Raw genomic sequence first — 14,367 nt, forward strand, 5'->3', positions numbered from 1 at the left:
GTAAATACATTTTTTAGATTATTTTTTATTATGGCAAAATTACAAGTAGCAATTGATCTGCTAACAACAGAAGCAGCATTGGAGTTAGCAGCAAAAGTAGCTCCGTATGTAGATATTATTGAATTAGGAACCCCACTGATCAAAGCAGAGGGTCTAAAAGTAGTCACTGCAATGAAAAATGCCCATCCAGATAAATTGGTCTTTGCAGATATGAAGACCGCAGACACAGGCGCATTAGAAGCAGAAATTGCCTTTAAAGCAGGTGCAGATCTAATAACGGTTATGGGAGCTGTAGATGATGCAACAATCAAAGGTGCTGTAGAGACAGCAAAAAAATACGGTAAACAAGTCGTCGTAGACACCATCGGCGTTAACGATCGCGTAAAACGGGCAAAAGAAGTAACCGCATTTGGCGTAGCATTCGTCGAGTTACATGCCGGTCTGGACGAGCAGGCACTTCCCGGTTACTCCGTTGAAACCTTAATCAACGAAGGTAGAGAAGCCCAGGTACCGTTTTCGATAGCAGGCGGTGTTAATTTAAATACAATCAAAGATGTTGTTGCTGCAGGCGCAACAGTCGTGGTCGCTGGAGGAGCAATTTATGGAGCGGAAGACCCCGCTGGAGCCGCAAAAGCCTTAAAAGAAGCTATTGAGGCGTAATCTTACACAAGATCTTGGCCCGAAAAAGCTAAATGTGGTGCATTTATTTTTTTAGTAACCAACATTGCAGCACAGTTTTTGCGCTATCGGTATTCATTAAAAAAAGTATATGACCACCCATCATTTAAAAGATATACAAACGAGTTTTGAAAGGGCTATTACGCCCTTTCACATTTTTGATTTAGATCAAGAGAAACTAGAACCATACAAAGAGCCGCATACCAAAGACCATTTTTGCCTGATGTTTATCGAAAAAGGAAAAATGAAAATGCAAGTCGAAGACCGGAACTACGAAATTACGGGAAACAGCATCTCCGTGATATTTCCCGGGCAGCTATCTTCCAAAGAACAGGTCAGCAGCAATATTTGTGGCAAGATGATTTTGTTTGATGAGGTGGTTTTTTGCTCCGATATTCTACGAAACGAATTGCGTATTTATAACTACGATATTTCTACCAAATTAAATTATATCGCCTTACCAGAAACAGAATCGGAAGAGACGCAGATGTTGCTACAGCAAATCGAGTTGCTGTACCATGATCTTACCTCTGTTAAAAAAGAGCAAGCACGTTTTTTCATCAAAATACTCTTGTTAAAATTGGTCGAATTTGTGCATACTCATGTGGATAGAGAATCGTTGAAAAACGAAAACGCAAAAGTGTATGCAAGCTTTTTAGAGCTTCTCGAACGCGGTTTCAAGACAGACCGAAGTGTAGCTTACTATGCAGATCAATTGCATATCTCCACAAAAAAACTGAATCAGATCACAAAAAAGTTAGCAGGACTTACCGCTATAGAGACAATCCATTCCCGCATTATGAATGAGATCAAGCAGCTTCTCCTACTTTCCACCTATTCGCACAAAGAAATTGCGTTTGAACTAGGTTTCAATTCACCGGCAGCGCTCAACAAATTTGTACGCTCCAAGCTAGGCGAAACACCCACGGAACTTCAAAACCAACTTATACAGATGTATAACACCTAATCTGCAACATTCGTATTTCACAAGCATAAGAAGGCTAGTACCAGCAAAGAATATTATCCCCCACACAGTATCTGCTGCTGAATTGCAAGTACAGCAGGGCGAATCGGTCTACAATATCTACGATATGGAATTCGGACAAAAAGTATGGCCGATTATGTTCAGCGGATGGGGATTTTTGGATGAAGATTAGTTAAACGACCTGCGAAACGCTAGCGGGGTCTGCTCCGTTTTTGCTTTAAACAGCTTACTGAACGACTGGGAATGTTCGAAGCCAAGTTCATAGGCGATTTCGTTAATGGTTAATTCCGTGGTAGAAAGCTTTTCCTTGGCCTTATCTATCAGCTTCAGATGAATATATTGCTGCGTATTCAGACCGATAAGCGAACGGAGCAGATCACTCAGATATCCCGAAGATACGTTGAGCTGTTCGGCTAAGAACTGTACTGTCGGAACACCATTTGTTAACGACTGTTGGCTATTGAAATAATCAGCCAAAACTGTTTCAGCCTTCTGTAATATAGTGTTATTTATTACTTTACGGGTTACAAACTGGCGTTTATAAAAACGGTTGGCATAACTCAACAGCAATTCAATCTGGGCGATGATAACGTTCTGACTAAATTCATCCACACGACTATTCAATTCCTGTATCATGATTTCAAAAAGGGAGACCATCATTTCCCTTTCACTTGCAGATAAATGCAACGCTTCATTGACCGAATAGGAAAAAAATCCATATTCATTGATTCCTTTTGCTACCGGATACCCCTGTAGAAAATCCGGATGAATGAGCAACAAATAAGCATATGTTTCTTTATTGTACTCTGTCGATCCGACAAGTTGATTGGGGGCTGTGAACAACATACTACCCTCGTTAAAGTCATAGTAATCCTGCCCGTATTTTAGTTTCCCACTATTTTTGGTAATGAACGTAATTTTATAGAAATCCAACACATCATAAATAGGAGCCATATCCGTATTAAACGTATTGCCTTCATGGAAATGCACCAAGCTAATCAACGGATGCTGGGGTTTTGGCAATCCAAAAGCCTGGTGGCTTTCAGATATAGATCGGAACCGCACCAGGTTTTCCTTCTTCTTTTTCATCCTTTAAATTTAACTAAAAACCCGTGACAAATGTATGGTCATAGGTTTTTAGTTTTTCTAAACAATTACCATGGAAGTACATTATCCGGTCCAGAAAAATCAGCTGGCCCCGTAAAACTTCCCGTAGGCAGATCTTCCGCCAATGCTACTCGAATTGGTTCCAACGAGCCGTATTCCACGGTATCCGTTCCTTGAAAATTATTGAGTGCTGTAGCCGTAAAACCGGGGCTTACCAAATGAACTTTGATATTAGTGCTTTCCAATTCTATCGCCAAAGACAGAAAGATACCATTAAGTGCCGTTTTGGAAGCACCATAAATCGCATCAAATCCTGAGCGGTACGGATTGTCAGGATTTGCATTGATCGTCAGAGATCCCAAAGCGCTGGAAACGGTGACAATCCGGGGAGCGGACGCTTCTTTCAACAAGGGTAAAAACGCCTGCGTCACCGCTAGCGTCCCAAAAACATTGGTATTCCAAACCGTACGCAGCTCTCTTATCGATGCTATACTAGGCTTTTGCGATCCCAGTACTTCTTCCATGGTTTGCCCCTCTTTTCCTGTATGCGAAATGGCAGCATTGTTGACCAGCAAACTTAGATATCCAAAATCGGCTTGAATTTTTGTCATCGCCTTATGGATAGAATCATTATCTGTGATATCCAACTGTATGGCTCTTGCATTTGCGCCAAGTTTAACCGCTGCCACTTCTCCTTTTTCCAGATTTCTTGCTCCCACAAACACTGTGTAATTGTTTTCTGTCAAGGCCTTAGCAATTTGAAAGCCCACACCCGTATTGGCACCCGTTACGAGTGCAATTTTTCTTTGTTCTATTTGCATCTTTTTATTTTTTTAATTGATGCAACAAAGTTCCATCGTGCCGTTTTACGGTTTGTAGCTAAAATGAGGATTCTTGTAGTCGGAATGGGGATAATCGAAAAATCAACTGAATAATCGCCGGAATTCCAAAGGCGTCTGCTCCGTTTTCGATTTGAACAGTTTGCTGAATGATTGTGGGTGCTCGAAACCCAATCCATAAGCAATCTCACTTATAGACAGGTTGGTTGTGCTTAGTTGTTCTTTGGCGTAATCAATGAGCTTATTCTGGATGTGCTGCTGCGTGGTCTGCTGCGTGTGCAATCGCAACAGCGTTCCCAAATAATTAGGAGAAATGTTCAGTTGTTCCGCAATGAGGGTGACTGTTGGCATACCATTTTCCAACACGTTATCTTTTTGAAAAAGATCAGAAAGTACGCTTTCAAAACGCTCCAGCAATTCGTAGCTTGATTTTTTCCGAGTCAAAAACTGACGCTCATAAAAACGTTCCGCATAAATCAGCAAGAGCTCCAGTTGTGCTACAATCAATCCCTGGCTGAACTTGTCTATATTCGATTGGTATTCCTGCTCCATTTTCAACAAGATGTCTACCATAATTTTCTCTTCCTTATCGGAGAGAAAAAGTGCCTCGTTTACCGCATACCGGAAAAAGTCAAAAGATTTTATTTTTTTTGCCAAGGCCGTGTTCCACAAAAAATCAGGGTGAACGAGCAAAAGCCAGCCTGTAGGTTCTACCACAGCATTCGGGTCGATTTCTATTTTCAGAAACTGAAGTGGCGCAACAAATGTCAATACGCCCGAATCAAAATCATATTGCTGCTGTCCGTAATTGAACTTGGCATTGACATTCCGCTTTAACCCTACCGAATAAAAACCCTGAATCCATTTCATCTGGCTATCCTTGATCGGATATTCAACTTTACTGTAATCGATCAAGCTGACCAACGGATGCTCAGGATTCGGCAAACTGCAAAACTTGTGAAATTCTGCTATAGAGGTAAAGCGGAATGTGTTTTCCATCCTAGCTAAATTACTTATTTTCTTTGTATAATATCATCCCAGCATGATACAAAATGCCGTCCTTAAATTCGCCGTCTGCCGTAAAACCCGTGTCGTCTTTGTAATCAATATGATTTCCCGTGACTTTGTAACTACCTTGGTAAGCACTTTTACGATTGCCGCGAGCTTCATCGTAACGATTCCCAGGCATTAATTCGTGACGGATATTTCCGTCAGCGGTTACCCACACGCCGATATAATCTCGCGTTTCTTCCATAGTTTTTGACATCCTATTTATATTATCAGTCATCAAATTTGTTAATTCGTAAGTATCCAAAAATGCAGTACAGTGTATTATTTTTCCATTTTTCAACTGCATCTTCCATAAGTACGTATTTTCATAAATAGCATCATTTCTCGTCGTCGCACTCGCCTTAAAGTGAAGCCATACATTAGCACCATCCGCTGTAAGATTCATCAGCTCAGGATTTAAGGGAGTTTTCAGTTTGGCGGCAATCGGCTGGACAGCACGTTCTAAAAAATCAGCTTTCCCGTTGTACTTTCCCGAAACCGGGGATTTGCCATTAACAATCCATACAGCGTCTTCCGCCAGCAGCTCAAAAAAGCTTGCCTCATTATTTTTCCATCTGTCAAAATGCATATAAACGATTTCGATCGCCTCCTCCATTTCCGCACTTATGGGTTCATGTGCTTTGGACGAACAACATACACTTCCCACCGCCATAAGCAGGATTAAAAACCGGTAGATAGCGTGTAGCTTTTCCATTGTTCGATATCTTTGTTTAGTAAGTCTGCCTTATTTTTCGCCATGTCGTAGGCATCGCTGCCCAATACTAAATGAACCGGTGGGGTATCTTCTTTACTGATAGCGATCAATACATCTGCCGCTTTCTCCGGATCGTTCGGCTGATTGCCGTTGATGCTATTCAAGTGTGCTGTTTCGGACTGACGGGCATCTTCATACTCCTCGATAGCCAAATTTGGTATTTTTACAGAACCGTTCGCCAGAAAATCAGTGCGGAAATACCCCGGATAAACAACCGTCGCGCTCACCCCAAATGCTTTTACCTCTTCCGCCAATGCTTCGGTAAATCCCGCAACCGCAAATTTGGTAGCACAGTAAATACCAAATCCTGAAAATCCCCCAAAAAGACCACCAACCGATGAAATGTTGAAAATAGTGCCCGATTTCTGCTTACGTAAATACGGCATCACATTTCTGATCACGTTCAACGAGCCAAACACATTGACATCAAAATTTGTTCTGGCCTCTTCGTCGCTCAGTTCCTCTAATGTGCCTATCTGCCCGTAGCCCGCATTGTTTACCACCACGTCAATTTTTCCGAAATGCGCCATGCTTTTTTCAACGGCGGCCTTTACCTCGCTATTATCCGTTAGGTTTACTTCGATTGGAAGAAATACCCCCGATGCATTTCCAATCTCTTCGATGAGTGATTTAGCGCTCCGTGTCGTAGCCACGACGCAATAGTTTTCTTGTAGGAGCTTCTTTATCAAGGTAAGCCCCAGACCTTTTGAAGCTCCGGTAACTAACCATACTTTTCTTGTTTCCATTTTCTTCATCTTTTATTATGTTAGAACAATAGGACAAAGTTGGTTGTATTCACATGATTAGAAGTAGCTAGATCAGCGATTGACGTAGTCAAATCGTGGATGTTGCACGTTATAGATTATTAATATCTAGTTTCGTTTCGTAGTATCTTGCTCTGGGAAGAAGCAGATAATCAACCCTAACGGGTATAATATTTGACAATAGCATTATTTTATACCCGAAGAGGTATAGACACAGATTCTTTATAATACCATGAGCCGATTAATCGCATTAATCCGCTCATGTACTTGATGACACCTGGTTATTTCAGCATATAGTTTATCGCACCCCCATCTACCAACAATTCCGTTCCGGTCACAAAACTTGCATGAGGAGAAGCCAAGAACAAAACAGCGTTCGCAATCTCATCCGGGTTGCCCAATCTTTGCAAAGCCGTGCTGGACGCCAAGAAATCTTTGGCCTCTGTCGATGCAACACCGTCAAGACCTTCGGTTTGCGTTGGTCCAGGGCTTACGATGTTGACTCTTATTTTTCTGGGTGCCAGTTCATTTGCGGCAATCTGGGCGACTTTGCTTACCGCACTTTTGGTTGCCGAATACACACTTGTATTTAAACTCGAAGCTGTCGCTACCGTTGATGACGTGAACACCACCGACGAACCATCGGCTAAATGCGAAATTAGTTTTTGTAGCGTGAAGAACGATCCCTTTACGTTTGTATTAAACTGCCTGTCAAAATCAGCTTCTGTCGTCTGTTCAATCGGCGAAAATGAAGCGATCCCTGCATTTAGAAAAAGAACGTCTACCTTACCTCCGCTCTCAATTACCGCCTGTTCCAGAACCGAGATTCCGGTAAGATTGGACGTGTCCGAAACCACCGTTTTTAATCTCGAACTGTTAATTTCTGCTGCTGCTTTTTGCAGATTGTCTGCATTTCTGCCGGTTATGAACACATTAGCACCTGCATTTATAAAAGCTTTTGCCGTTGCAAACCCTATACCTGTGGTACCTCCCGTAATAACTACATTTTTGTCTGTGAAATCCATTTTAAAATTATTTTATGTTTAACGAGACAAAGGTATACTACTTAAGTTATTTTAAGTAACTTTGTATCCAAAAGTAATAGTAACACCCGTGTAACAAGGTAACAATGGAATGTAAAAAAACTAATTTCGGACAAGAACATAAAAAAGAAATGCGCGCTGTTCAAGATTCTATGGACGTGTTGAGCGGAAAATGGAAAATCCCTATTATTTCGTCCATCTGCTACTACAATAAAAGGCGTTTTTCGGATATTTTGAATGATATTGATGGCATATCCAACCGAATGCTGAGCAAGGAATTAAAGGAGCTAGAAATCAACCAATTGATCAAGAGGACTGTTTTAGAAACCCAGCCTATAACCGTTGAATACCAGCTTACAGACCATGGTCTAACGCTTAGAACCATCATCAACAACCTCACCGAATGGGGAATCGACCATCGTAAAGTGATCGTCGGGAAACCGCTATAATCAGAAAGATGATTCCCTAGAACAAGGATATCCAAATAAAGAGGGCGTTGATTAACGCCCTACTTTACCTCAGCTTTTTTATTTCACCTCTCCTAGATATTTTTCGGAAATTCATCCTTCCACCATGTAAAGCGCCAGTCGTCAGCTTCCTCTTCCGTTAATAGACAGGCTTCCAGTGCTGCTATACACCTCTCCTTTTCCAGATTCTGCCCGATGAACACCAGTTCATTTTTTCTATCCTCCCATTGGGGATGCCAGCGTTTCATCAGATCGCTCCGTATCTCTGCGTAGGCGGGATACTGGTACCGCACATCTTCAGGCATACTACTCCACCAAGAACCCGCACTTTCCAACCGTACACTACCACCTGCCTGGCTGAAACTGATGGCTATATCCGGTCGTGATGCCATCCAGAAAAGTCCTTTTGCCCGTATAATGTTATGCGGATAATCGTCATTCAGATACTGATGTAGCCGCTGCGGATGGAAAGGCCGTTGTGAACGGAAGACGAACGACGAGATACCGTATTCCTCTGTTTCAGGCGTATGTTCGGTTTCCAGTTCTTTTATCCAGCCCGCAGACGATGAAGCCTCTTCAAAATCAAATGCACCCGTGCCCATGATATCTTTCGGATCGACCTGACCAAACTGTGTACGGATGGTTTTGGCTCCAGGATTGAGCTTACGGATCGCTGCCTCCAGAACGCCCAGTGTCTCGTCCGATACCAGATCGGCCTTGTTCAGTATGATCACATTGGCGAATTCGATCTGATCGGTCAGCAGGTTAACGATCGTCCGGTTATCCAAGTCATCATCCGTTAGTTCCCTGTCCCACAGCGTCTCCGCACTTCCGAAATCCCGGAAGAAGTTGAAACAATCCACAACGGTTACCATGGTATCGATATAGCTAAAAGAAGAGAGATCAATACCATTGTTCGGATCGACATAACTGAATGTCTGGGCTACAGGAATAGGTTCGGATATTCCTGTACTTTCTATCAGGAGATAGTCAAACCTATTCTCGTTTGCCAGTCTTTCTACCTCCACCATGAGATCTTCCCGCAGTGTACAACATATACATCCGTTACTCATCTCCACCAGTTTCTCCTCCGTACGAGACAGTACGTTCTCACGTTCAACAGCCTGTGCGTCGATATTGACCTCACTCATATCGTTTACGATGACGGCCACTTTCTGTCCCTCTTTGTTATGCAGCACATGGTTCAATAAGGAGGTTTTTCCGGCTCCCAAAAAACCGCTTAAGACTGTAACGGGTAATTTTCTGTTCATTGCTATTCTTTATTAAAATTTTATTTTAATTCCTTCCTCACGGACGATCTGCCGGAACCACTCCCTGAATTGTTGCAGAAGAATCGGACAAAAAAAATGTCCGATTCCTTCCTGCTATTTGATAAGAACCCTTAATGATCGTGTCCTTCTTCCGCATGTATTTCAAACGATAGCTTGACGATGTCTTCGCCGGCAAACCTAGTTGCATAGTCTGCCAAATTCCATTGCTCCCGTGTCACCGTAGCCTTCGTTTCTGCAGAAGCAAATTTTCTTAATACATACATGACATCCTTCTCTCCCTCATTGGCATGACCTACCGTAAAGTAGAATATCGTTCCCGTTGTACCCGTACCGCTTGCGCCGGTAACATCCGTTCCGTCGCCATATTTTGTCTCTCTTGGCTGGAAGATCGCGCCGCTCTCATCCGTTGTAGTAGCATTAAGTATAAACTCTCCGCCGATTAAAAATGCCTTATGGAAGCGAGCTACTGCTTCACTTTCGATATATTTTCCCTGCACCTCATTTCCGGCATCATCAAACTGCTTCAGTTCGACTTTGTAGATTCCATGCGGATCTAAATGCAGGTGTCCTCCTGCGGTAGCCGTTCCCTGCTCATCAAAACTCACCGTAACGGTTTCCGCCCCCTCTTTGTCTGCCAAATCATGGAAATGATTACCATGTGCATAACCCGCTGACTCGGTAAACAATAATTGGTAAGCAACCGATACATCTGCACCCTCGATAGTTAACTCAGAATCTGCAGTTGCCGTGTTTCCCAGTTGATCCGTTACAGTAAGATGTAAATGATATTCGCCCGCAGGAGCATCAGCAGGAATATCCAAATGCTCGTGGAATGTTGCATTTTTTACACCGATATATTTACCTTCGGTCCAAGATTTTTCGATCTTGTATTCACCCCCACCTTCTTGATGGATTTCGAGCTCAATCTTCGCTGTCAAACCCTCCGCAACGATATCTCCCTCCAGGTGTAGATCTGAGCCTGCAACAGCAGTTTTACTGTTTTCAAGCCCCACTTCAGCAAGGTTGATGACGGGTTTCCCAACAGGGATCTCATCATCGTCTTTATTACACGAACTCAACGTGCCGAATAGTCCTAGTACAAAGAATACGAATAGATAAATGTTTGTTTTTTTCATGTTAACTTGATTTTAATTATGATAAATTGTTGATAATATTATTCCACAATCTGTATGCTGAGGCCCTTTATGGTATTCCAGCCCACGTGATCGGATACGGATATCATAAAATGATAATCACCCGGATCGATGTCGGCCGGTACTTCAATCTGTTGCACCGCCTCATAAGTTTTTTGACCAGATGGTATATCATAAGACTTGATAAACAAAAAAGGCTTTACAGGTACTTTTTTAGGTTGCAGATCACATTCTTCAAACTCGGTGCTATGGCTATGATGATCAAAGTTATGGTGGATATCTATGCTGTAAGTCCCCAATTCAACGTTGTCGTTGAATTTCGTTTTAAAGGTAAATGTCTCGCCTCTCTTTAACGTGCTGCACTGAACGGGAAAAGCATCCGCACCGAGATCAATAACAGGTGCATCATTATCAACCGCTTTATCCTCGTCGTCCTTTTCACAGCTCCATAATATACACATGGCTGCCGCAACTGCTCCGATTAATCTTAGTTTCTTTTTCATATACGATTCATGCCAATTAATTTACTTTCTCTAAAAATGATATGCGCTTTGTTGACGGGTTCACCCTTTAAAAGTCTTTTACTTCAAGTTCAAAATAGTGGTGAACGCTAAGGTTATGTGTCGTATTCGTGTATACCACACCCAAATAATATTCGCCATTTTCCCAAACCTTTTCTCCGTTTATTGGGTAAGGGTTTGGAATATTGTTGTCACGGGCAGCTCCCATGATCAATTCTGGCCAGCGTTCGTAATCGTGCAGCTCGTTATTGTATGGTGTATTCCAAAACGTGAATACCTCTTTTTCTCCTTTGTGCTCGTATACGTCAACTACAATAGCCTTCGAAAAGTCAATGTTGTGGATCGTTTCAGGGAAATGATTCAGCTTTTTCTTTATGAGTAAGAGATACATTACCCCATCATCTTTTACGTCCTTAATTTGAACGTATGAACTCATTATGTCATTTTTTGCGAATACGACATCCTTAGGATTTTCAAGTGTTTCATTGACAAAGTAGGAATCACCGTTACTGTTTTGGATACCCCAGATATATAGTTTAGGGTTCACGGCCAGATTGGCAGGATCAATTAATTCGATTTGTTTAATTTCTTCGTGTACCGTTCCATTTTGATCACGTACGATGATAATAAAATCATATTGGCCTTCCGGAGCTTCCTCAGGAATATGGAAATGTTTGTGCACATTGGTGTTTTTGGCTCCCCTATACTGTTCAAATTCGATTTCGAATAACCATTGTTTTGTATACGTCTCGTTGGCTTTTTGCTGTATTTTGATCTGAACGTTATCAATTTTGTCTCCGGCAATAATATCCGCGTCAAAGTGAAAGTCGCGTCCGATAATACCAATGCCGTTATTTCCAGAACCGATCTCTATGTTTTCGAGGCTAGCTTTTGGTAGTTCTGGTTCCGGGCGGTCACTTTTGTTACAAGACACCGCGTACGCAGACAACCATACGGCACACAGCATCAGTAATTTTGTAGTTTTGATTTTCATGATAGTTTTCCTTATTAAATTAAATCATTTGTTTGTTTTTGAAATTTAGGGGCAAAGACAGCGAAAGCACCACGTTCCTTCCCGCTTCAGGCATTTCGATCAACCTATAGAAACTCGTATGGTTCAGATATCTGGTATTAAAGAAATTCTGTACCTGCAGGTTTATCTGTATTGGCCTACCATAGATCATCAAAGAATGGCCGGCCTGCACGTTGACAAGCTTATATCCGGGCGTTTTCTTCTCCGGAGGAACGATTGCGTTCTGGGCAGCAGCCAAGCGCAGATCAACGGAGAAGTAGGAATCCTTTAGGAAGCCTCTATTCGGTTGCCAGCTCATATTTGCGAGGAAAGAAGCCGGCGGCGAGAACGGTAATGGATAGCCTTTTTTGCTCCCGGACAGTTGTTCCGCTTTTACATATTCAGCGAGCAACTCGGCGCTCCACACTTCCGAGAACCGGTAACCTATCTTGATCTCTCCACCATAACGTAATACCCGACTTTGCGTATATTCAAAAATCTGGTTCCCTGCCCCATAAAAATGGTCGTGACGAGGCGTCGGATTTAGGTATATATAGTTCGTAAAGTAGTTATAGAAGGGATTCAGCTCTACACAGAGTTTTTCTTTGCTGTAGCGGAGTCCCGCATCGAATTGATACGATTGTTCAGGCGATAGTGCCGGATCCCCGCGTTCATAACTGAAATAATGATAGTTGACACCGTTTGCAGCCAGTTCTTTGGCTATCGGTACACGGAAACTTTTGCCCACGTTGGCTTTGATTGAAAAATCTCCTTCATCGTATGTCGTACCCAAAGACCAAACCAAGCTGTTAAACGTTCGCTGGAGATCATTGGCCCGTACGAGGTATGCCGTTTCTGTAACACCGTTCTCCTCGGAAACGACAGACGGAAACCAGTCCATATACCTTACCGTTTCGATATGGCTATAATCATATCGTAAGGCCCCGTGCAGCGAAACTTTTTCACTTAACCGGTACCGGTCATATAGAAAAGCGCCGGCCGAACGTTGGTTAAACCCGGGAATGAGGAAACTCCATCCATCAATCTGGTTATGCTGGTACTCACCGTTTATTCCCGCTATAAAAGTATGTTTCCCTACCGAAAACCGGTCACGAAGGTTCAAAGAGTAGATCCTTTTATCGTATTCCCGTTCAAGGTTTGAAGGCATTTTCATACTGTCGGGATATACAGGTGGCATATAACCATGATTTACATATGGGCTGTATTCCTGCCGGAAATTATGCTGAAATCCAGCTTCCATTTCTATACGATGGAAACCTATTTTCAAGGAGCTTCGGTTGATCACTTTGAGATGGTTCACCCGTTGATACGGCATTTGCATATCCCTGCTGGAGGCATCGTGCAGCTCGGTATCGACTCGTCGAGGTTCAAGCCCATGGGCATTGGCAAAGAAACCACTTTGGGCCGAATTGTTGCTGAAATAGAAAACAGACTGGAAATTTTCCGTAGCATACCCCCCATTTACGTGGAAGTTTCGTTCTTTGCCGGCGGTATTTCGTGCCTTTTGCTTATGAAGCAGCACCGGATAGTCGTAAACGTGTACCGTATCCGTCGGAACCCCGTAATCACCATAACGTTGATAGCTCACCCTTCCTCCATAGATCCACCTGCCGGTTCGGCCCTGCAGATTGGCAGACAGGCCGTAAAGGCTGTTGTTCGATTTCCCGATGAGGTTTAGCGATCCCGAAAGCGATTCCTTTTCGGATAGCGGCTCTGGCTTTATGTCAATGACACCGCCGATCGCGTCGGAGCCGTACAGGAAAGACGCCGCACCTTTGATCACTTCGATATTCCCTGTCGCAAATTGGTCGATTTCCAGCCCGTGATCGGCGCCCCATTGCTGTCCCTCATGTTTGATACCCTTTTCTACCACAACAACGCGGTTGAAACCCAGACCCCGGATCAAAGGTTTAGACTGTCCAGACCCGATACCGATATTGCTTATCCCTGGAAGCCGTGAAAGTGTCTGCATTAAACTTCCACCCAGATGCCGATGGATATACTGCTGGTCGACGAGCTCTTTGTTCAGCCCACCGGTAGGCGTAGTGGCGTAAATATCTCCCAGCACATCAACTTGTTTTATCGCGTAATTGGTCTTTCGCAGAACGATAGTTCCCAAGTCAGTCGGGGTATTTTCCATCGTTATTGTTCTCGTTTCAGGGATATAACCTACATGACTGAGCGCGACGACATGTTTACCACGCGGTAAACCAGCTATTGAAAACTTTCCTGTATAGTCCGATTTCGAGGAATGCCCTATGGTAGCGATCACAATCGATACATTAGGCAAGGTCTTGCCGTCAACATCCGTTATCACACCTGAAAGCGTAAATTCTTTCTCCTGTGCGTAACTACATGTTATTAATAATAAGCTAAACAAGCCGATAATGCTATACTTCATCAATTTGCGATTCGTTATCAGTCGCTCAAAAGCAACAAAGATGCAAATATAATAGATAGCAAAACTAAAAGCAACTTAATTGCCTTTAAATTTTAAACCACCTCTATTCATTGAACTTTATCGTGTATATTTATAACTGTAGAGGAATGACGTGTTGATCGGTAGCTCACTTCATATGCTTTCCGTAGAGATTGATAAAGCACGAGGATACTAAAGATGAGGTAACGGAAATTTGATTAATTTAGTGCAGTATCAATA

At 42.8% G+C, this 14,367-nt stretch carries 14 protein-coding genes; 3 read left to right on the top strand and 11 right to left on the bottom strand.

The genetic code is table 11. The features are described 5' to 3' along the window. Nucleotides 1–30: 30 nt before the first annotated feature. On the top strand, nt 31–660 hold the full coding sequence (hxlA, locus tag H8B17_RS10690) for a 3-hexulose-6-phosphate synthase (protein WP_190309151.1): 630 nt from the start codon (nt 31–33) through the stop codon (nt 658–660). Nucleotides 661–769: 109 nt separating this feature from the next. Beyond that, on the top strand, nt 770–1,645 hold the full coding sequence (locus H8B17_RS10695; protein ID WP_190309152.1) for an AraC family transcriptional regulator: 876 nt from the start codon (nt 770–772) through the stop codon (nt 1,643–1,645). Between the two features lie 186 nt (nt 1,646–1,831). Here H8B17_RS10695 and H8B17_RS10700 read toward each other — a convergent pair whose 3' ends face one another. From H8B17_RS10700 to H8B17_RS10725, 6 genes are all read right to left on the bottom strand, one after another. Continuing rightward, on the bottom strand, nt 1,832–2,752 hold the full coding sequence (locus H8B17_RS10700) for an AraC family transcriptional regulator (RefSeq protein WP_190309153.1): 921 nt from the start codon (nt 2,750–2,752) through the stop codon (nt 1,832–1,834). A gap of 65 nt (nt 2,753–2,817) precedes the next feature. Next, entirely contained in the window at nt 2,818–3,591 is a 774-nt protein-coding gene (locus tag H8B17_RS10705; protein ID WP_190309154.1) for an SDR family NAD(P)-dependent oxidoreductase, read from the bottom strand. Between the two features lie 102 nt (nt 3,592–3,693). After that, nucleotides 3,694–4,608: a helix-turn-helix domain-containing protein gene (locus tag H8B17_RS10710; protein WP_190309155.1), complete on the bottom strand. Its 915-nt coding sequence runs from the start codon at nt 4,606–4,608 to the stop codon at nt 3,694–3,696. Nucleotides 4,609–4,618: 10 nt separating this feature from the next. Further along, a complete protein-coding gene (locus H8B17_RS20630; protein ID WP_223816484.1) occupies nt 4,619–5,374 on the bottom strand; it encodes an Atu4866 domain-containing protein in 756 nt (251 codons plus the stop codon). Continuing rightward, entirely contained in the window at nt 5,341–6,180 is an 840-nt protein-coding gene (locus H8B17_RS10720) for an SDR family NAD(P)-dependent oxidoreductase (RefSeq protein ID WP_190309156.1), read from the bottom strand. Before H8B17_RS10720 ends, H8B17_RS20630 begins: the two co-directional genes overlap by 34 nt. Before the next feature lie 299 nt (nt 6,181–6,479). Further along, a complete protein-coding gene (locus H8B17_RS10725; RefSeq protein ID WP_190309157.1) occupies nt 6,480–7,223 on the bottom strand; it encodes an SDR family NAD(P)-dependent oxidoreductase in 744 nt (247 codons plus the stop codon). A 104-nt stretch (nt 7,224–7,327) separates the two neighbouring features. Between H8B17_RS10725 and H8B17_RS10730 the strand changes: the two genes are divergently transcribed. Next, a complete protein-coding gene (locus H8B17_RS10730; protein ID WP_190309158.1) occupies nt 7,328–7,690 on the top strand; it encodes a winged helix-turn-helix transcriptional regulator in 363 nt (120 codons plus the stop codon). Between the two features lie 92 nt (nt 7,691–7,782). On the opposite strand, the gene H8B17_RS10735 is transcribed toward H8B17_RS10730, so the two are convergent. The 5 genes from H8B17_RS10735 to H8B17_RS20765 all read right to left on the bottom strand — a co-directional run bounded on the left by H8B17_RS10735 (nt 7,783) and on the right by H8B17_RS20765 (nt 14,109). After that, nucleotides 7,783–8,979, bottom strand: coding sequence for a GTP-binding protein (locus H8B17_RS10735; protein ID WP_190309159.1), 1,197 nt, complete (start codon nt 8,977–8,979; stop codon nt 7,783–7,785). Between the two features lie 131 nt (nt 8,980–9,110). Further along, nucleotides 9,111–10,136, bottom strand: coding sequence for a DUF4625 domain-containing protein (locus H8B17_RS10740; RefSeq protein ID WP_190309160.1), 1,026 nt, complete (start codon nt 10,134–10,136; stop codon nt 9,111–9,113). A gap of 38 nt (nt 10,137–10,174) precedes the next feature. Next, entirely contained in the window at nt 10,175–10,657 is a 483-nt protein-coding gene (locus H8B17_RS10745) for a DUF4625 domain-containing protein (protein WP_190309161.1), read from the bottom strand. Nucleotides 10,658–10,724: 67 nt separating this feature from the next. Then, the gene (locus tag H8B17_RS10750; protein ID WP_190309162.1) at nt 10,725–11,669 is read right to left on the bottom strand and encodes a DUF4625 domain-containing protein; all 945 of its coding nucleotides are present in this window, start codon (nt 11,667–11,669) and stop codon (nt 10,725–10,727) included. Nucleotides 11,670–11,688: 19 nt separating this feature from the next. Continuing rightward, nucleotides 11,689–14,109: a TonB-dependent receptor gene (locus H8B17_RS20765; RefSeq protein ID WP_190309163.1), complete on the bottom strand. Its 2,421-nt coding sequence runs from the start codon at nt 14,107–14,109 to the stop codon at nt 11,689–11,691. Nucleotides 14,110–14,367: the final 258 nt, after the last annotated feature.

Origin of the sequence: Sphingobacterium arenae (assembly GCF_014692505.1) — a bacterium.
Taxonomy (GTDB): Bacteria; Bacteroidota; Bacteroidia; order Sphingobacteriales; family Sphingobacteriaceae; genus Sphingobacterium; species Sphingobacterium arenae.